The organism is Micromonospora acroterricola, from assembly GCF_003172955.1.
In the GTDB taxonomy this organism is placed as follows: Bacteria; Actinomycetota; Actinomycetes; order Mycobacteriales; family Micromonosporaceae; genus Micromonospora; species Micromonospora acroterricola.
In genome coordinates this window covers 1-18,605 of the sequence record NZ_QGKR01000255.1, presented here as the reverse complement: position 1 = coordinate 18,605, position 18,605 = coordinate 1, and the positions used below count along the sequence as shown (strand labels likewise).

Sequence of the window (18,605 nt, the reverse complement as noted above, 5' to 3'; positions counted from 1 at the left end):
GGGGGGACCCTGGGCGTGGGGGCCGATTCCGGTGCGGGGTTGGCGTGGCGGTGGAGGAGTTCGGCGATCCATCGTGCGGCTTCTCTTTGCGTGGCGAGCATGTGGTCGCGGGCGTCGGCCAGGTCGTGGTCGTCCGCGTGGTCATCCAGGATCGTCGCCCACTGGCGGCTCAGCTCCTCGGCGTACCGGGCCTTTTGGATCTGCTCGTCGAACTGATACTCGAGCTTGACCAGGCGGTCGACGTGCGGCTGGAGCGCCGGCATGATCCGCTCGTCGAGTCGTACGGCGGCGTCGGGGCGGCAGGTGAGCGTGACGTCGCCCCGTTGGTAGTGCCACAGGGGATCCTCGGCGAGCGCCTGCTGCAGCGCCACCTCCAGGTCACCGGCGCGGTGCGGGGGCAGGTCCCGGGCGGCGTCCGCGGCGAGCCGGGTCAGCCGCTGGATCGCGTTCGGTTGGAAGTACTGCACGTACCAGCTCAGCACCTCGGACCGCAGGCTCGCCGGTGACGACCAGGCGAACGTGGCGCGGATGTAGAACGAGTACACGTACCCGCGTGCCGGGACGGCGATCAGCCGGGGCGCGTCGCGTTGTTCGACGAGTGGACCGGGCGGCGACGGCGCGGCAGCGGAACCGACGGGCGCCTCGTCCTGGAGCGCGGCGACCAGCCGATCCCAGCTCCGCGCCCACCACCGCCAGCCGCGCACGCCGGCGTCGCGGGCGATGGTCAACCCTCGTACGCCCCGGTGTCGCCACTGGTCCGCGGGCCTCGGCCTCCCGCCGGGGGCGTCCGTCATGGCACCCCTCCACGGTTACGGATCCGGGTTTTACGCTAACAACCGGTGACCGATCTGCCGGCCGCCACGCCGTGACCGAGCAGACCGCATATCGACACGAACCAGACCATGCGCCGTCGCCGGCGGGACGGCCGAGCCGGTACGACATCACGACGTCGCCTGGTGATCGTCCGGGCGTCGTGTGGCGGTCAGCCGTGGGCGACATCCTGCCCGAGTGCGCACACTGCCGACCGTCGTCGCGTACCGCTGCTCGGGGGCGTCGGTGCCACGCTGCTGTCCTGCGCCGGCCTGGCCGCCGGTGCGCTCCCCGTGGGCGCGCACGCCGCCTGGTAGAGCACGCTGCGGCAGCTCGCCGGGCCGTACGTCTGGGTCAGCATCGGCATCCTCGCGCTGCTCCCGATCGGGCGCGCCGAAACAGATGATCATCCGGGGTTCACCGAGCATTGTGGAGCCGTTGGCGCGGCGAGGGCTGTTGCGGGCGACCGGCAACGGTGAGACTGGTTCCGATCCGATAGTGACGCGGATCGATGAACCGGATGGTCTGGAGGCAACCTGTGTCCACCCTCGTGTCCCCGCTGGCCACGCTCGGCGCGATCCGCCGGCGTACCACCACCCTCGCCCTGCTCCTCGCCATGGTCGCGGCCGCGCTGGTCGGCCCGTCCGTGGTGGCGCCCCGGCTGACGGACTCCGCCTCGGCGGCGGTCTACAGCTCCTGCACCGTCAGCCGCTGCGCGGACGCCCGCACCGCCCGCTCCGGGTGGTCGGCCAAGGGCTTCCCGACCAGCCGCGGCTGGTATTCCTGGAGTGGCGGGCTGTCCAACTTCGCAGGCGGCCGGTTCTACAACTACGAGGGTCAACTGCCCACCAACGCCACCTACTACGAGTACGACGTCTACCCGCGCACCCAGGGCGCCGCCCGGGACGCGTACCGGATCGTGGTGAACCGCAGCACCGGGGTCACCTGGTTCTCGCCCAACCACTACACCGACTTCTACCGGCTCTGACCGACCTGGGGCCGACCGGCCGCGGTCGGCCGGCCCCCCGCGTCGTCGCCCGGTCAGAACAGGAGGCACGTGATGGTCGATGAGGACGAGGGTCGCGCGCCCGATTGGCTGATCGTCCGCCGCGACGACGCCCTCGATGTGCCCGGCGCGGTGGTGCTGGCCGGAGCGGCGACCCGGACCAGGGCCGGGCTGTTCGCCGCGCTCGCCGATCTGCTGCCCCTGCCGGCGTACCTGGGGAACACCTGGGACGCTCTCTCCGACGTGCTCCGGGACCGGCTGGCCGCCGGCCCGCTCACCCTGCTGATCACCGACGCCGGCCAGCTGCTCGTTGACGAGCCGACCGGTCAGTACGCCCTGCTGCTCGCCGTGCTCGGCGACGTCGCCACCACCGCCCCGCACCCGCTGCGCGTCGTCCTCAACGAGGCCCCGGCCTTCTGACCCGCTGCCCGTCCGGCCTTCAGCGGCAGCGGGGACGAAATCTCACGGTGGATGACGGCACCGGGGAGGCAGATACTCCGATGAGGGCTATGACTCCGAGGTATCAATATGACTTTGAGGTATGTCGCTCACGAGTGACACGCCTCCCGCGCCGGGTCGCGCCTCCCCTCCCGCGCACGAGGTTGGTGGCCCGGCGGTGCGGGTTGGTGCCACCCGCACCGCCGGTCATCCCGGTCAGAGCGTCGCGGGTGGGATGCTCTGCTCGTACTGGAAGACGTTGTGCGGATCGTACTTCGCCTTGACCTTGCGCAGCCGGGGGAAGTTGCGCCCCCAGTAGGCGGTTTCCCACTCGGCCATGCCGATGTTCGGCACGTTCACGTAGGCACCGTCCACGTAGGGTCGCAGCGCCTGACTGAACTCGGCGATCCAGGTCTGGGCGATCGGAGTCACGGCGTCATCGCTGTCGGGTTCGCCGCGGGTGCCCCAGCCGACGCCGGGCTCGGAGTAGAAGAGCGCGTCGCGGTGCGGGAAGGCCGCGCCACCGAACGGCTCCTGCCGTTGCGCCCCGCTGCCGAATGCCTGGGTGAAGAAGTTGCTGTCGGGCGAGGGCGCCTTCTCCATGAACGCTTGGATCACGCTGACCGCCTTCTCGGGGAACGGCTCGCGGGTGAACTGGGAGAAGAACTTCCATTTCGCCGGCTCGTCCTCGTTCGGGATCTGGAAGCCGGCGTAGACGTCGCCCCAGCCGCCGATCTGCACGGTGACCGTGGGGTTGCCGATCGACAGGATCGGTGCCAGCAGCTTCCTGGCCTCTGCCTCGGACCCGTCTGCGAGCACTGCGAACAGCAGGATCTCATCCGGGTGGACCTCGACCTGGGTGCCGAGGCGGGGGTCGGTGAAGGGTGCGACACGCTGCCAGGCGTCGAAGACCTCGTGCAGGTCGCCGAGACCGGGCCAGGTCACCTGGAGGTAGGCGACGCTGGTGAGCGGAGCGACCTTGTAGGTCAGGGAGGTGACGATTCCGAAGTTGCCGTTGCCGCTCCGCGCAGCGCCCAGAGCAGGTCCGAGTGGTTCCACGGGTCCACCTCGAGCACCTTCGCGCCGTCGGCGCCCGCCGCCACGACGATCTCCGCGCCGATGAGGTTGTCGCAGGCCATCCCGAGGTAGCGGGTGAGGAAGCCGAAGCCGCCGCCGAGTGTCGCGCCGGAGAGGCCCACGGTCCCCTCCGTGCCGGTCGTCGCCGCGAGGGCGTACTCCCCGAGGGCGGTCACCGCCTCGGACTGGTTGAGCCCCGCGCCGACCTTCGCCGTGCGGGTGGCGGTGTCGATGTGGACGTCCTTCAGCTCGCTGACGTCGATCACGATGCCGTTGTCGACGTTCGACCAGCCTTCCAGGTTGTGCCGGCCGCTGCGTACCCGCAGCGCGACGTTGTGCTGCCGCGCCCAGGTGAGGGCGTTGACCACGTCCTGGGTCTCCTGAGCGAAGACGATGACCAGCGGATAGTGCACGAACAGCTCGTCCCAGCCGAGGCTGGCCTCCGCGTAGTCGGGGCTCTGCGGGCGGACGATCCGGCCGGTCAGCTGTGCCGGCGGGAACTTCGTGTCGGAGGGCCACCCGGGACCGTCGGCCGCGATGGCCGAGCTGCCGGCGATCATGCTCGGGATGGCGACCGCTCCGGCGCCGACGGCCGTCGCCCTGAGTAGATCACGACGGGAAAGGTCGCGCATGGTCCGAATCCTCTCGATTGGTGACACGCCCGAAAGATGAACCGAGAGGGACTTTTCCTCATCTGGCGCAAACCAACCGTAATGCCCGAGGCTTCCTCGCAGATCTGAGAACTTGTCACGGAACCCGGTCGGGTGATCCGGAACGGGTCAGTACCGGGCGGGCTGGTCCAGGATGGCGCTGAACCGCTCCTCGGCAAGATCGAGCTGGCCGAAGATGTGCCGCTTCACCGCCGGCGACAACGGGGTGTCCGGCCGGCCGATCAAATCGCGGAAGAGCGGCACCAGCGGCCGGTACTTCCGGGCCGAGGAGACGACCTTCGGCCCGACGGTGTGGATCACGCCGACGCCGTTGTCGGTGAAGTCCGACACCTTGATCACCCGGGCCCAGGGCTCCCGGTCGAGGCTCACCGCCAGGTGCTCGCAGTACTGCGTGTTGCGGTCGCGCCGGGGGTCGTACACCGGGTTGGTGACGGCGGCGACCAGCGTCGCCACCCGTGGCCCGAACCGGGTGGCCAGCGTGGCCAACGCGGCCTCCACCGGGTCGGCGGCCGCGTCGCCGTCGGCCAGCTCGGCCGGATGGTCCTCGACCGCGTCGTGCAGCAGGCCCGCGACGATCACGTCCACGTCGCGCACCTGGTAGTGGTGCATCAGCCGGATGGCCACCCGCAGCAGGTGGTTGAGGTACGGCTCGCGGACGCGCCGATCGTCGCGGTGCAGGTCGGCGGCGAGGTCGAGCGCGGCGGTCAGCCGGGCCCGGGCGGCGTCGTCGAACTGTTGGATCTCCAACCGGAAGCGTTCCAGCAGGCCCGGTTCGCCATGGATCTCGGTGATCGCGTGCATCGGCATGCTGCCCAGGTGCGGCGGGAAGTCCATGCGTCACTTATAGCCGATCTTCACCATGTCGATCGCCCCGTGCGTCACCGACCCGACCGCACGGAACCGGGCCGACGCCGTGACGACGTCGGCCCGGTCGGCAGGGCGGTCGAGCTCAGCCGGTGATCCGCCCGTGCCCGCCCGAGGGCGGGCCGGCCGGTCAGATGGGCAGCCGGTCGGCGCCGGCGAGCGGGCCCACCAGGAGCGGGACCAGCGGCGCCGGGAGGACCGGGTCGCGGCGCAGGGTGGGCGTCCAGCCGGCGTCGGCACCCAGGTCGGGGTCGTGCGCGGCGTTGTACGCGGCCAGCAGGTCGACCGGCCGGGCCGGGCCACCGCCCTGGCGGACCCAGGTGCCCCGCTCGGTGAGCGCGGTGCCGCCCCAGTCGTAGAGCAGGTCGGCCGGGTCGACCGCCGCGTCCAGGGTGAAGAAGTTGTTCTCCGCGTAGAGCGCGGACTGGACGCCGACGCCGAGCGCGTACTGGAAACCGGCGCCGCCGAGCCGGTAGTGGTTGTTGTAGACGTCGACCTGGCCGAAGCGCACCCGGGGCACCCGTTGCAGGACGCTGTCGAAGAGGTTGTGGTGCAGGGTGACCTTCAGCCGCCCCACGTCCGGGCCGACCGTGTTGGACGAGCCGATCAGCATGAGCTTGTCCCGTCCGCTGAAGCGGTTCCAGGAGGCGGTGACCAGGCTGGCGGTGTGCGTCACGTCCAACGACCCGTCGTGCACCTGGTACGGCCGTCCGAAGTAGGTCGGTTGGGCGCTGTCCGGGTTGTCGCCGTCGGTGAAGGTGTTGCGGTCGACCCAGACGTGCTCGCTGCGGCGCACCGAGATCTGGTCGTACTGGCTGTTCCAGTTGCCGGCCTCGCCGTCGGTCGGCGACCAGGCGGGGAAGCAGTCCCGGGCGTCGACGAAGGTCAGGTTGCGGACGATGACGTTCGGGGCCCGGTCGATCATGAGGGTGAGCCCGCTCAGCCGGGCGCCCCGCAACCCGATGATGGTGGTGTTGGGGCCGACGTTGAGCTGGGTCTGCCGGGTCTGGTTGGCCACCGAGCGCACCCGGGCCTCCTCCAGCGGGCCGGCCGGCGGCACCCGCCCCCACACCGCCGGGTCGTACGCGGCCAGGTAGGCGTCCAGCCGGTACTCCGGGTCGGCGAGGTTTTCGCAGCTCAGCGGGGTGCCGTCGGGCCCCTCGAAGCCGTCGACGGCGCCGTCGACGTAGATGAGTTTCGGGGTGGCGTCGGTGGCGTTGCTGGCGTTGTCGCCGCCGAGCGCGGCGACCAGCTCGGCGCGGCTGCGGACCACCCGGGTCCGGTCGGGCGCTGCGGCCGAGCCGCCGGTCGTCCCGGCGCCCTCGGCCGCCCAACCGTCCCGCTCGGGCAGAACCTGCCGGCCGAGGTGGCGGGCTGCCCAGGAGAGGCCGTCGGCGGCGGGTGGGTCGGGGCGGGGAGCGGCGTCGGCGGGTGTGGCACCGAGCAGGAGGGCGATCACCGTAGCGCCGGTGAGCATCTTGCGCATCGATTCTTCCCATTCGCTGGTGGTGATGGGGCAGTCACCAGGAACGGTAGATATCTGGTTTTATGAGAGTCAATATGAATTGTGTGCAGGAATGTTGCAGTTGTCTGACTCGCCCGGCACTGCCCGACCGTTGCCGGTCGAGTATTCGAGATGGTCTGTCCGATGCGGCCCGAAAGAGTCCGGGCGGTGTTTGCACTCCGGTTGCCGTCGCCCCCTATCCCGCCAGCTCCGCGCGGTACGCCGGCACCGCCCACGGCACCGCCAGCTCGCTCGGCAGCGCCCCCCGCTCGGCCGCCCGGCGCAGCACGTCGACCACGCCCCGCAGATGGCGTACCCGCTCGCCGCCGTCGCCCACCACGGCGATGAAGTCGCCGTCGAGCAGTCGGGGTTCCGGCGCGGCCCGCAGCGCGTCCAGCAGCGCCGTGAACGGGGCCGTACGGCCCAGCGGGGCGATCAGCGGCACGCCGGCCGGGTCGGCCCGGTGCGCGAGCAGGTTCTCCAGCAGCCCCCGCCGGCCGGGAACCCGGCGGGTGACCACGTCCCCGGGCAGCCGCAACCGGTCGGTCGGGTACTCGAGCACCGCCCGCCCCGCCGTGCCGGTGACCACCACCTCGCCGGGCACGAACTCCTCGGCGGCGAGCGTGACCGCGGCCAGCACCGGCGGGCCGGCGCGGAACCGGACCCGCAGCACCGCCGTGTCCTCCACCTCGATCGGCCGGACCCGGTAGCGCTCGACCTCGATGGCGACCGGCCACGGCGGCGCCCCCCCGAGCGCCTCGGCGACCGCCAGGCACTGCATCACCGCGTGGGCGAGCGGGTTGGCCAGCGCGCCGTCCAGCACCGGCCGGCCGTCCAGGCTGCGCCGCCCGGCCCAGGGGGAACGGGCGTAGTAGGCGTCCGGACGTTGCCACGCGGCGACGGTGGCGATGCCGGTGACCGTGCCCAGCCGGCCGGCGGCCAGCGCGTCGGTCAGCGCGGTCAGCGCCGCCGAACCGAGTGCCTGGAAGCCGACCTGCGCCACCCGACCGGCCGCCGCCAGCGCCCAGGTCAGCTCCTCGTGCTCGGCCAGCGACAGCACCGGCGGTTTCTCCAGCAGCAGGTCCGCGCCGGCCGCGAGGGCGTCCCGGGCGATCGGCAGGTGGGTGTGTGGCGGTGTGCAGATGACCACCACCTCGGGGCGGGCGGCGGCGAGCATCGCCCGGTGGTCGGTGAACAGCCCGACCCCGGGTGGCACCGGCGCCTCGGGGTCGTCCTCCACCGGCCGGACGTCGACCAGGGCGACCAACCGCAGCCGGCCGGCGGCGTGCAGCGGCGCGATCACCCGCCGGTGCCACCGGCCGTGCCCGTTCGCTCCGATCACCGCGACCCGGGGCGGCGGCGACACCCGGGTCACCGGGCACCGGCCAGTGTCGCCCCGGTCACCGGGCACCGGCCAGTGTCGCCCCGGTCACCGGGCACCGGCCAGTGTCGCCCCGGTCACCGGGCACCGGCCATGGTCGTCCCGGTCACCGGGCACCGGCCATGGTCGTCCCGGTCACCGGGCACCGGCCAGCGTCGCCTCGACGCCGTGCCGCGTGAGCGCGGTCAGCCAGGCGGTCACTTCGACCCGTACCTCGTCGTCCGCGGCCACCTCGGCCGGGACGATCTCACGCAGCGCGAAGACCGCGTCGACCGCGCCGGCCGGCGTCTGCGCGCCCGCGTCCAGCGCGGCCCGGATCGGCCCGGCGAGGGGGTCCTGCAACGGCAGCGGCCGGCCGTCGTCGGCGTACCCCAGCGCGAAGCGCAACCAGGCGGCCACCACCAGCGCGCCCCAGCGGGCGGACCTGCCGGCGGCGCGCAGATCGGCGATGGTGTGCAGGACGCGTTGCGGCAGCTTCTGCGAGCCGTCCGTCGCCACCTGGAGGGTGCGGTGCCGGATCGCGGGGTTGCCGAAGCGGGCGAGTACCTGCTCGCCGTAGTCGACCACCCGGACCCCGTCCGGGGGCGTGAAGCTGTGCGCCACGTCCTCGGCGATCAGCCGGCGCAGCACGTCGGTCATATGCGGGATCTCCAACGCGTCGGCGATGGTCTCCCGGCCGGCCAGCGCGCCGAGGTACGCCACCGCCGAGTGCACGCCGTTGAGGGTGCGCAGCTTCAGCCGCTCCCACGGGCCGGCGTCGCCGGTGAGCACCGCCCCGGCGTGCTCCCAGCCCGGCCGGCCGCCGGGGAAGTCGTCCTCGATGACCCACTGCGCGTACGGCTCGGCGGCCACCGCGGCCAGGTCGGTCACGCCCAGCGCGCGGCGGGCCGCCTCGATCGTCTCCGGGGTGCTGGCCGGCACGATCCGGTCCACCATGGTTCCCGGGCAGGTGACGTTGGCCGCGACCCAGTCGGCAAGCCCGGCCGGTACGCCGGTGGCCCGGCCGACCGCCTGGTCGACGAGACCGCGCAGCCGCCGGCCGTTGGCCGGGAGGTTGTCACAACTGACCAGCGCCACCGGCCCGGCGTCCGTCGCGGCCCGAGCGGCGAGCCCGCGCAGCAGCAGCCCCGGGACGGTGGCCGGAGGGCCACCGCCGGCGAGGTCCGCGGCGAGCGCGGAGTCGGGGCACAGCAGACCGGTCACCGGGTCGAGCTGGTACGCCTTCTCGGTGACGGTCAACGTCACCACCCGCACCGCCGGGTCGGCGAGCAGCGCCACCACGGCGTCCGGGTCGCTGGGAGCGTGCCGGACCCCGCTCAGCGCCCCCACCACCCGGGTGGCGCTGCCGGCGGCGGAGAGGGCGCTCACGCTGAACAGGTTGTCCTGAGCGGCGAGCGCCTCGACCAGCGTCGTGCTGCGCGGGGCGACCGCCACGATGCCCCAGTCGCCGCCGGCCGCGCCGATCGCGGCCTCGGTGTAGACGGCCTGGTGCGCGCGGTGGAACGCGCCCAGCCCGAGGTGCACGACGCCGGCCGGCACGGTGCCCGGTCGCACCAGCGGTCGAGCCTCGGCGGGCAGCCGGCGCAGCACGCCCAGGCCGAGTCGGGACGCGCCGACGGTCACCGCCATGCCGGACCGTCCGGGAAGCGGAACTCGGCGATGGACGCCGGCTTCATGGTGGCGCTGTAGCCGGGCCGGTCGGGCAGCAGGTAACGGCCGCCACGGGTGCGTACCGGGTCGACGAAGTGCTCGTGCAGGTGGTCGACGTACTCGACCATCCGCCCGTCCAGGCCGGTGCCGACCCGCAGGTAGTCGAAGATCGCCAGGTGCTGGACGTACTCGCAGAGGCCGACGCCGCCGGCGTGCGGGCAGACCGGCACCCCGAACTTGGCCGCGAGCAGCAGCTCCGCGAGCACCTCGTTGACCCCGCCGACCCGGCACGCGTCGATCTGCATCACGCCGATCGCCTCGGCCTGGAGCAGTTGCTTGAAGATCACCCGGTTGGCGGCCACCTCACCGGTGGCCACCCGACACCGGCCACCGGTCAGCTCGCCCACCGCGCGGGCGATCCGGGCGTGGCCGAGGATGTCGTCGGCGTGCGTCGGCTCCTCGATCCAGTACGGGTCGACCTCGGCCAGGGCCGTCATCGCCGTGATCGCCTCGTCGACGTCCCACACCTGGTTGGCGTCCATCATGAGCAGCGCGTCCGGGCCGATCTCGGACCGGATGATCCGGGCCCGGCGCAGGTCGTCCTCGAGTGGCCCGCCGACCTTCATCTTCATCGCCCGCCAGCCGTCGTCGTACGCCCGCCGGGTCAACGCCCGCACCTTGTCGTCGGGGTAGCCGAGCCAGCCGACCGAGGTGGTGTACGAAGGGAAGCCGTCGCGTTCCAGCACGCTGAGCCGGTCGGCCAGCCCGTCGCGTCCCTTGTCGAGGATCGCGGCCGCCTCGTCCGGGGTGAGCGCGTCGCTAATGTGCCGGAAGTCGATGCTGGCGACCAGCTCGTCGGTGGGCATCTCGGCGAGGAACCGCCACATCGGCTTGCCGGCCAGGGTGGCCCGCAGGTCCCAGACCGCGTTGACGAGCGCGCCGGTCGCCATGTGGATGACGCCCTTCTCCGGGCCCAGCCAGCGCAACTGCACGTCCGCGCTGAGCGAGCGCCAGAACGCCACCGGCTCGGCGACGATCTCCTCGACCGTGCGTCCCCGGACGTGGTGGGCCAGCGCGCGGACCGCCGCGCAGGTGATCTCGTTGCCCCGGCCGTTGGTGAAGGTGAAACCGGCGCCGGTCGGCCCGGCGTCGGTGACCAGCTCCACGTAGGTCGCCGAGTAGTCGCCCCGGTTGATGGCGTCGGAGCCGTCGCCACGGGCGGCCGTCGGGAACCGCACGTCGTGCACCTCGACAGAGGTGATGGTGACACTCACTGGTTCTGCCCCCCGAAGTTGAAGACCCGCCTGGGCAGCCGGTACGCCAGGTCGACGATGGTTTCGGCCGCCTCGTCCATCGGCAGTCGGTGCTCGGCGACCAGCCGGGCCAGGAAACCGGCGTCCACCCTCCGGGCCACGTCGTGACGGACCGGAATGGAGCAGAACGCCCGGGTGTCGTCGACGAACCCGGTGGTGTTGTAGAACCCGGCGGTCTCGGTGACGGTCTCCCGGAACCGGCGTAGCACCTCGGGAGAGTCCAGGAACCACCAGGGCGCGCCGAGCAGCAGCGCGGCGTAGCCGCCCGCCAGCGGCGCCAGCTCGCGGGTGAAGGTGTCCTCGTCGAGGGTGTAGAGCACCACCCGCAGCCGGGGGTCGTTGCCGTAGCGCTCCAGCAGCGGCGCGAGCGCGTGCACGTACTCGGTGGCCTGCGGGACGTCCCCGCCGACGTCGCGGCCGTGCCGGGCGTGCAGCCAGCGGTTGTGGTTGCGCACCGCTCCCGGGTGCAGCTGCATGACCAGGCCGTCGTCGAGCGACATCCGGGCGAACTCCACCAGCATGTGCGCCCGGAACGCCTCCGCGTCGGCCGCGTCGGCCTCGCCGCGCCGGCCCCGGTCGTACAGCCGCGCGGCCTCCTCCGGCGCCAGGTCCAGGGTGCGCGCGGTGGGGTGACCGTGGTCGGAGGAGGTCGCGCCGGCGGCGATGAACGCGGCCCGGCGCGCCCGCAGCGCGGCCAGGTAACCGGCGTACGTGCCGGTGTCCTCGCCGGCCAGCTCGCCCAGCCGGTCCACGTTGGTCGACCAGCCCTCGAACTCCATGTCCACCACGTCGTCCGGCCGGAAGGTGGTGACGACCCGGCCGCCCGGCCCGCCCCAGCCGTCGGCGGCGAGCTTGGCGTGCTGGCCGAGGTCGTCCAGCGGTGACTCGGTGGTGGCCAGCACCTCGATGCCGAACCGCTCGAACAGCGCCCGGGGCCGGAAGTCCGGCTCGGCGAGCCGGGCAGCCAGCTCGTCGTAGACGGCGTCGGCGGTGGCCGGGCCGAGCGCGGTGTGCACCCCGAACACGGTGCGGAAGGTCTGCTCCAGCCAGAGCCGGGACGGGGTGCCCCGGAACAGGTGCCAGTGCGCGGCGAACCGACGCCAGATGATCCGGCCGTCGGTCTCCACCGGGCTGCCGTCGCGGGTGGGCACGCCGAGGTCCGCCGGGGGTACGCCCTGACTGAGCAGCATCCGGGTCAGGTAGTGGTCGGGCACGATGAGCAGCTGCGCCGGGTCGGGGAACGGCCGGTCCTCGGCGAGCAGGGCCGGGTCGACGTGCCCGTGCGGCGAGATGATGGGTTGCTCCGCGGCCAGGGCGTACAGCTCCCGGGCCAGGGCGCGCTGCCCGGGTTCGGGCGGCAGGAGCAGGTCGGTGTTGTCGAACGTGGGCACGGGGATGGGCTCCTCGTCGGTGGGTCAGCGGGGGGTGAGCAGGTCGGCGACCCGGACCGGTTGACCGGTCTCGAAGGACCGGTTGGCCGCCAGGCCGGTGAGCAGGGCCAGCGCGCCGTCGTCGGCGGTCGCGGCGCGGTCCAGCGGGTCGGGGTGGCCACCGAAGAGCACCCCGGTCATCCGGGCGTCCGCGCCGCCGTGCCCGTGCCGGATCCGGGCCTCGACCGGGATCTGCCGGGGCGGGGCCCAGAAGGGGCGCACGGTGAGCGTGGTGCCGCCGCCCTCGGCCGGCGCCTCGGCGCCGTGCAGCGCGGCTCCCTTGACCGCGCCGGCGGTGCCCCGGTCGACGAAGTCGTTCTCGGTGACCTCCAGCTCCAGCCGGCCCCGGCTGCCGTTGACCATCACCCGGTAGCCCTCCCAGGGGGAGTACGCGGTGAGGTGGTAGGTCATCGTGGCGCCGGTGGAGTAGCGGGCGAGCACCGCCATGTCGTCCTCGATGCTCACCCCGGGGGCGAACACGTTGCGGTCACGCTGGTAGCCGTCCTCGGCCTCGGCGTCGAGGTACAGCTCGCGCAGCCGGGGGTGCGCGTCCAGCCGCAGCGCGAACGGGTCGTCGGCGGCGGCGGGGGAGCCGTGCGCCCGTTCGTAGTCGCGGGCGTAGCCGTGCCGGCGGCCGGGCTCGCCGTAGAAGAACAGGCGCCCGGCGGCGTACACCTCGACCGGTGTGGCGGCCAGCCACCAGTTGACCAGGTCGAAGTGGTGGCTGGCCTTGTGCACCATGAGCCCGCCGGAGGTGGCCTTGTCCCGGTGCCAGCGGCGGAAGTAGTCGGCGCCGTGCCGCACGTCGAGCAGCCACTCGAAGTGCACCGAGCCGATCTCGCCGACGGCGCCCTCGGCGAGCAGCCGGCGAACCTGCTCGTGCAGCGGGTTGTAGCGGTAGTTGAAGGCGACGGTCACCCGGCCGCCGGTCTCCGCCACCGCGTCCAGGATCCGTCGGCAGCGCGGCGCGTCCACCGTCATCGGCTTCTCGGTGACGACCTCCCGGCCGGCGTGCAGCGCGGCCACCACGTACTCGTCGTGCGTGACGTCCACGCTGGTCACCAGGACGACGTCGACCCGCTCCTTGTCCAGCATGGCGAGGAAGTCGCCGGCCGGGTACGTCGGCACCGGCCGGTGACCCAGCTCGGTCAGCCAGCGGTTGTGCGCGTCCATCCGGGCCTGGTTGACATCGGCGAAGGCGACCAGCTCGGTGGTCTCGGCGTGGTCGAGCACCAGGGCCCGGACGAACATCTCCGCCCGTGCGCCGGTGCCCACGACGGCGTACCGGACCCGGCCGTCGGCTCTCGGTGACATTGGGTCGCCTCCCCGGGTGATCCTGCAAAGGTTTGCAGTGAAGTAATCACGCTCGATCCAATCGCGTCAACGAGGGCGACACAATCAGCGGTAAATGTCAGTGTTTGCGGGGCCGTGAGTCACCACCGGGAGCGCTGGCGCAACAGAACCGTAATCGACCACCGTTGACACTGGAGCAACCGTTTGCATTAATTGGCGGCACCCACGTGACCGCCGCCACATCGGACGAAGGGGCCGCCGTGCCAGTCACCATCCGGGACGTCGCTCGGGCCTCCGGGGTGCACATCTCCACCGTGTCCCGCACCTTCTCCGCCCCGCACCTTGTCAACCCGGAGACCCGGGTCCGGGTGCTGGCCTGCGCGGAGGATCTGGGCTACCGGCCGAACCGGGCCGCGCGGGCGCTGATCACCGGGCGGACGCACAACATCGGTCTGATCATCGCGGACATCGCCAACCCGTTCTTCCCGCCGCTGATCAAGGCGGCGGAGAGCCAGGCCCGGCACCGCGACTACCACGTCTTCGTGGCCGACACCAACGAGGACCCGACCGCCGAGGAGGAGCTGGTCCACGCGTTGGCCAAGCAGGTCGACGGGGTGCTGCTGTGCAGCCCGCGGATGAGTAACAGCCTCATCGAGCAGCTCAGCCGCGAGGTGCCGCTGGTGGTGGTGAACCGCCAGGTCACCGGCCTGCCCTGCGTGCTGATGGACGTCGGGCAGGGTGCCCGCGCGGCGATCGAGCACCTGGTCGGCCTGGGCCACACCCGCATCGCGCTGCTCGGCGGGCCGCGCAGCTCGTGGACCAACCGGGAGATGCGCCGGGCCGCCGCCACGGCCGCCCGGGCCGGCGGCGCGGAGCTGACCCTGCTCGGCCCGAACGCGCCCACCGAGACCGGCGGCTCCGCGGTCGCCGAGCAGGTGCGGCGCAGCGGCGTGTCCGCCGTGCTCGCCTACAACGACCTGATGGCGATCGGCCTCATCGAGGGGCTGGACGCGCTCGGGGTCCGGGTGCCGCAGGAGGTGAGCGTCGTCGGGGTCGACGACATCGCCCTGAGCCGGCTCACCCGCCCCAAACTGACGACGGTGGCCACACCCACCGCGGCCGCCGGCCGGACGGCCGTCGACATGCTGCTGCAACAGGACACCGAGTCACCGCGCGGTACGCGGGGCCTGGGTGCCGGCACGGCGCTCGGCGTCCGTCGTACCACCGCACAGGTAATGCTCCAGACCGACCTGGTCATCCGCGACTCGACCGGCCCGGGCCCGCAGGCCCGGCCGGCACGTCCCCTGGCCGCGTCGCTGGGCCCGGACCCGCATTGCCCTGCGGGCCCGGGCACCGCGACCGCGGCCACCGGTGACGCCGTCGCCTCCTAATGCCGAGGAGTGAGCGCACATGCACCCCGCAACGCCCCCCACCACTGACACGCCCGTCGGGCGTCATCACCGTACCCCGCTGCCCAGGCGGCGGCTGCTGCGCGGCCTGCTCGCCGCGACGGTCGCCGCGCCGCTGATGTTCGGCGCCGCCGCCTGCGGCGGAGACGACGACTCCGCCGCCGACCCGAACGCCCCGGTCAAGCTCTCCATCTTCTGGTGGGGCGGTGACGCCCGGGCCAAGCTCACCGAGGACGCCCTGGCGCTGTACACCAGGAAGCACCCGAACGTGACGTTCGAGAAGACCTGGCAGGCCAACCAGGGCTACTTCGACAAGCTGGCGACGCTCACCGCCGGCGGCAACCCGCCCGACCTGTTCCAGATCGACGACAACTACCTGGCCGAGTACGCGGGCCGCAACACCACGCTGGACCTGACGTCCTACCAGAAGTCCGGCAAGCTGGACACCTCCAAGTTCCCGGAGAGCCTCTGGCAGTACGGCGTGGTCGACGGCAAGCTCGCCGGCCTGGCCTCCGGGGAGAACACCCAGGGCCTGGTCTACAACAAGACGCTGCTGACCAAGCACGGCCTGCCCGAGCCGACCACCGGAATGACCTGGGAGCAGCACATCGCCTGGGCCGAGCAGGTCACCGCCAAGACCAAGGTGCCGGGCACCCAGGACCCGAGCGCCGACTACAAGGCGTTCTGGGTGTGGCTGCGCCAGCAGGGCAAGGACCTCTACCAGGGCAAGGACCTGGGCTTCACCGCCGAGGACGTGACCAAGTGGTTCGAGCTGTGGAAGGGCGCCCGGGACCGCAAGGCGACGCCGACCGCCGACGTGATCCACGAGGGCAACTCCAGCGACATCACCAAGCAGCTGGTGGTCACCGGCAAGTCGGCGACCTCCTGGGTCTGGGCCAACCAGATGCCCGACCTGAAGAAGAACACCAAGGACGAGCTGGGCGTGATCGCCTACCCCGGTGACCCGAGCGCGCAGTGGGCCCGGGCCTCGATGTACTGGTCGGTGTTCCGCGGCAGCAAGAACAAGGACGTCGCGGTCGACGTGATCAACTTCCTGAACAACGACCAGGAGGCGGTCAAGCTGCTCGGCACCGACCGGGGCCTGCCGTCCAACCAGGACCTGCGCCGGGTGGTCAGCGACGACACCACCGACCCGGCGATGAAGCAGTCCATCGCCGTCGAGGCCGAGCTGACCCAGAAGTTCGGCAAGTCCCCGCAGGTGCCGATCAAGGGACACAGCAAGGTCCGCTCCGAGCTGATCAAGGCCGCCGAGAACGCACAGTACGGCCGGGCCACCCCCGCCGAGGCCGCCGCCCAGTTCATCGAGGCGTGCAAGTCCGCCATCGCCTGACCGCCCCCAGGGTCTGTGTCGAAGTCCCTGGCCGGCCTGCGGCGGGCCCAGGCAACGACCGGCCGCGTTGGAGATTGGTCCGGATACAACACCGGTATCCGGACCAATCTCCGCCTTGCCGGATCGCCGCCTGGACTCCGCCTCGGCTCGACCGGGGACTTCGACACAGACCCAACGCGAGGAGAGGAGCTGTTCGTGGCGTTGACCACGGCACCCGACCCGACCCGACCTGATCCCGGCTCCGTCCGGGTCCGCGCCGACCGGCGCGGGCCCGGGCGCGTCCGGCACAGCGAAGGTCTGGCGGGGTACGTCTTCCTGTCGCCGTGGCTCATCGGCCTGATGGGTGTCACGGCGATCCCCATGCTGCTGTCGCTCTACCTGAGCTTCACCAACTACGACATCCTCACCCCCTTCTCGGAGGTGCAGTGGGTGGGGCTGGCCAACTACGAGCGGATGTTCACCGCCGACCCGTCGTACTGGCACGCGGTGCGGGTCACCCTGACCTTCGCGCTGATCGCCGTGCCGCTGAAGCTGGCCGCCGCGCTCGGCGTGGCGTTGCTGCTCAACCGCGCCTGGCGGGGGGTCGGGCTGTTCCGCGGGCTGTTCTACCTGCCGTCGCTGCTCGGCGGCAGCGTCGCGCTGGCCATCGTCTGGGTCAACATGTTCAACCGTGACGGCGCGTTCAACTCGCTGCTGAGCCTCTTCGGCATCGAGGGCAGGCCCTGGGTCAACGACCCCGACTGGGCCCTGGAGACGCTGATGGTGCTGGCCATCTGGCAGTTCGGCGCGCCGATGGTGATCTTCCTGGCCGGGCTCAAGCAGGTGCCCACCGAGCTGTACGAGGCCGCGTCGGTGGACGGCGCCGGCCGGTTCCGCAGGTTCCGCAACGTCACCCTGCCGATGCTCTCCCCGGTGATCTTCTTCAACCTGGTGCTGGAGACGATCAACGGCTTCCAGGGCTTCACCGCCGCGTTCGTGCTCAGCAACGGCACCGGCGGCCCGGTCGACTCGACCCTCATGTACACGCTGAACCTCTACATCACCGGCTTCACCGACCTCGAGATGGGCTACGCCTCGGCGATGGCCTGGGTGTTCCTGCTCGCCATCGCGGTGATCACCGCGATCCTGTTCAGCACCGGGCGGTTCTGGGTGCACTACTCCGACGGGGAGGACCGGTGATGGTGACGGTGACCCCGACGGCCGGCGTACCGACCGGGCCGACGCCGGTCGCGCGCCGGCGTCCCGGCGGGCGGTCGCTGCTGCGACTGCTGATCCTCGTGGTGATCGTCGCCGTGGTGCTCTACCCGCTGATCTGGATGGTCGGCACCTCGGTGAAGTCCCAGGAGGAGATCGTCAACAACATCGGGCTGCTGCCCGAGCGGTTCACCCCGGGCAACTACACCGCCGGGTGGTCCAACTTCGACGTCAGCTTCGGCCGGTTCTTCCTCAACAGCGCGATGGTCAGCCTGCTCACCGTGGTCGGCAACGGGATCTCGTGCCTGCTGGCCGCGTACGCATTCGCCCGGCTGCGCTTCCGGCTGCGCGGCATGTGGTTCGCCGTCATGATCGGCACGCTGCTGCTGCCGTCGCACGTGCTCATCGTGCCGCAGTACATCCTGTTCCGGACCCTCGGCCTCGTCGGTGGGGACTGGCCGTACCTGCCGCTGCTGATCCCGCAGTTCCTGGCCACCGAGGCGTTCTTCGTCTTCCTGATGGTGCAGTTCATGCGGGGCGTCCCGCGCGAGCTGGACGAGGCGGCCCGGATCGACGGCGCCGGCCCGTACGGCATCTTCCGGCACGTCATCCTGCCGCTGAGCCGGCCCGCGCTGGTCACCACCGCGATCTTCTCGTTCATCTGGACCTGGAACGACTTCTTCCGGCAGTTGGTCTTCCTGTCCCAACTGGAGGACTACACCGTCCCGGTCGCGCTGACCCTGTTCATCGACTCGACCAGCCAGAGCGCGGTCGGGCCGATGTTCGCCATGTCGGTGCTGTCGCTGCTGCCGGTCTTCCTGTTCTTCGTCGCGTTCCAACGGATGCTCGTCGAGGGGATCAACACCAGTGGCATCAAGGGCTGAGGCGGCGGACGCCGGGGGGCGGCGTGACTGGCGCGACGTCGTCCGGGACGCCGCCGACCTGGCGCTGGTCGGCATCCTGCTGGCGCTCGCGGCGATCCCGCTGGTCACCGCCGCCGCGGCGGCGGGCACGGCCAGCGCGGCGGTGCACGACTGGACGCGTACCGGCAGTTGGCCGCCGGCGCGGGCGACCCTGCGCCGGTTCCGCCGGTCGGTGCTGCCCGGCGTGCCGGTCAGCCTCCTCGCGCTCGCCGTGGCCGGGCTGCTCGCCGCCGACCTGGTGGCCCTGGCCACCGGCCGGGTGCCGGGCGGTCCGCCGGCACTGCTGGTGAC

Annotated in this window: 16 protein-coding genes and 1 pseudogene; 7 read left to right on the top strand and 10 right to left on the bottom strand. The window is 72.0% G+C overall.

Features of this window, described 5'->3' with window-relative positions; translation table 11 throughout:
- A partial coding sequence (locus DKT68_RS22490) for a hypothetical protein (RefSeq protein ID WP_146218420.1) occupies positions 1-794 on the bottom strand: 794 nt, incomplete at its 3' end.
- A gap of 554 nt (positions 795-1,348) precedes the next feature.
- On the opposite strand from DKT68_RS22490, the gene DKT68_RS22485 reads away from it, so the two are divergent.
- Positions 1,349-1,798 (top strand): ribonuclease domain-containing protein, encoded by a 450-nt coding sequence (locus DKT68_RS22485; RefSeq protein WP_236647034.1) that lies wholly within the window; start codon positions 1,349-1,351, stop codon positions 1,796-1,798.
- Between the two features lie 72 nt (positions 1,799-1,870).
- Positions 1,871-2,236 (top strand): barstar family protein, encoded by a 366-nt coding sequence (locus tag DKT68_RS22480; protein ID WP_109819379.1) that lies wholly within the window; start codon positions 1,871-1,873, stop codon positions 2,234-2,236.
- A 234-nt stretch (positions 2,237-2,470) separates the two neighbouring features.
- On the opposite strand, the gene DKT68_RS31565 is transcribed toward DKT68_RS22480, so the two are convergent.
- The 9 genes from DKT68_RS31565 to DKT68_RS22440 all read right to left on the bottom strand — a co-directional run bounded on the left by DKT68_RS31565 (position 2,471) and on the right by DKT68_RS22440 (position 13,458).
- Positions 2,471-3,313, bottom strand: coding sequence for an FAD-dependent oxidoreductase (locus tag DKT68_RS31565; RefSeq protein WP_201749152.1), 843 nt, complete (start codon positions 3,311-3,313; stop codon positions 2,471-2,473).
- Positions 3,241-3,963: an FAD-binding oxidoreductase gene (locus DKT68_RS31560; RefSeq protein ID WP_201749151.1), complete on the bottom strand. Its 723-nt coding sequence runs from the start codon at positions 3,961-3,963 to the stop codon at positions 3,241-3,243. The genes DKT68_RS31565 and DKT68_RS31560 overlap by 73 nt, the downstream gene beginning before the upstream one ends.
- Positions 3,964-4,110: 147 nt before the next feature.
- Positions 4,111-4,836 (bottom strand): HD domain-containing protein, encoded by a 726-nt coding sequence (locus DKT68_RS22470; RefSeq protein ID WP_109819378.1) that lies wholly within the window; start codon positions 4,834-4,836, stop codon positions 4,111-4,113.
- Between the two features lie 160 nt (positions 4,837-4,996).
- Positions 4,997-6,352, bottom strand: a complete 1,356-nt coding sequence (locus tag DKT68_RS22465; RefSeq protein ID WP_109819377.1) for a pectate lyase family protein — start codon at positions 6,350-6,352, stop codon at positions 4,997-4,999.
- 214 nt (positions 6,353-6,566) lie between these two features.
- Complete coding sequence (locus DKT68_RS22460) at positions 6,567-7,745, bottom strand: Gfo/Idh/MocA family protein (RefSeq protein ID WP_109819376.1); 1,179 nt, start codon at positions 7,743-7,745, stop codon at positions 6,567-6,569.
- A gap of 141 nt (positions 7,746-7,886) precedes the next feature.
- A complete protein-coding gene (locus tag DKT68_RS22455; RefSeq protein WP_109819375.1) occupies positions 7,887-9,380 on the bottom strand; it encodes a mannitol dehydrogenase family protein in 1,494 nt (497 codons plus the stop codon).
- Positions 9,371-10,675: an enolase C-terminal domain-like protein gene (locus DKT68_RS22450; RefSeq protein WP_109819374.1), complete on the bottom strand. Its 1,305-nt coding sequence runs from the start codon at positions 10,673-10,675 to the stop codon at positions 9,371-9,373. Before DKT68_RS22450 ends, DKT68_RS22455 begins: the two co-directional genes overlap by 10 nt.
- Entirely contained in the window at positions 10,672-12,105 is a 1,434-nt protein-coding gene (gene uxaC, locus DKT68_RS22445; protein ID WP_109819373.1) for a glucuronate isomerase, read from the bottom strand. Before uxaC ends, DKT68_RS22450 begins: the two co-directional genes overlap by 4 nt.
- Positions 12,106-12,129: 24 nt before the next feature.
- Positions 12,130-13,458: a Gfo/Idh/MocA family protein gene (locus DKT68_RS22440; protein ID WP_109819372.1), complete on the bottom strand. Its 1,329-nt coding sequence runs from the start codon at positions 13,456-13,458 to the stop codon at positions 12,130-12,132.
- A gap of 239 nt (positions 13,459-13,697) precedes the next feature.
- Here DKT68_RS22440 and DKT68_RS22435 point away from each other — a divergent pair, with 239 nt between their 5' ends.
- From DKT68_RS22435 to DKT68_RS22415, 5 genes and pseudogenes are all read left to right on the top strand, one after another.
- Positions 13,698-14,828 carry a LacI family DNA-binding transcriptional regulator gene (locus tag DKT68_RS22435; RefSeq protein WP_109819381.1) on the top strand — a complete coding sequence of 377 codons (1,131 nt, stop codon included), beginning with the start codon at positions 13,698-13,700 and terminating at the stop codon, positions 14,826-14,828.
- Between the two features lie 19 nt (positions 14,829-14,847).
- Positions 14,848-16,197, top strand: coding sequence for an ABC transporter substrate-binding protein (locus DKT68_RS22430; protein WP_109819371.1), 1,350 nt, complete (start codon positions 14,848-14,850; stop codon positions 16,195-16,197).
- 195 nt (positions 16,198-16,392) lie between these two features.
- Positions 16,393-17,376 carry a carbohydrate ABC transporter permease gene (locus DKT68_RS22425; protein WP_109819370.1) on the top strand — a complete coding sequence of 328 codons (984 nt, stop codon included), beginning with the start codon at positions 16,393-16,395 and terminating at the stop codon, positions 17,374-17,376.
- Positions 17,376-18,275 carry a carbohydrate ABC transporter permease gene (locus tag DKT68_RS22420; RefSeq protein ID WP_109819369.1) on the top strand — a complete coding sequence of 300 codons (900 nt, stop codon included), beginning with the start codon at positions 17,376-17,378 and terminating at the stop codon, positions 18,273-18,275. Before DKT68_RS22425 ends, DKT68_RS22420 begins: the two co-directional genes overlap by 1 nt.
- Positions 18,259-18,605: pseudogene (locus tag DKT68_RS22415) on the top strand (hypothetical protein); the annotation flags it as partial. The gene DKT68_RS22420 and the pseudogene DKT68_RS22415, both read left to right, overlap by 17 nt.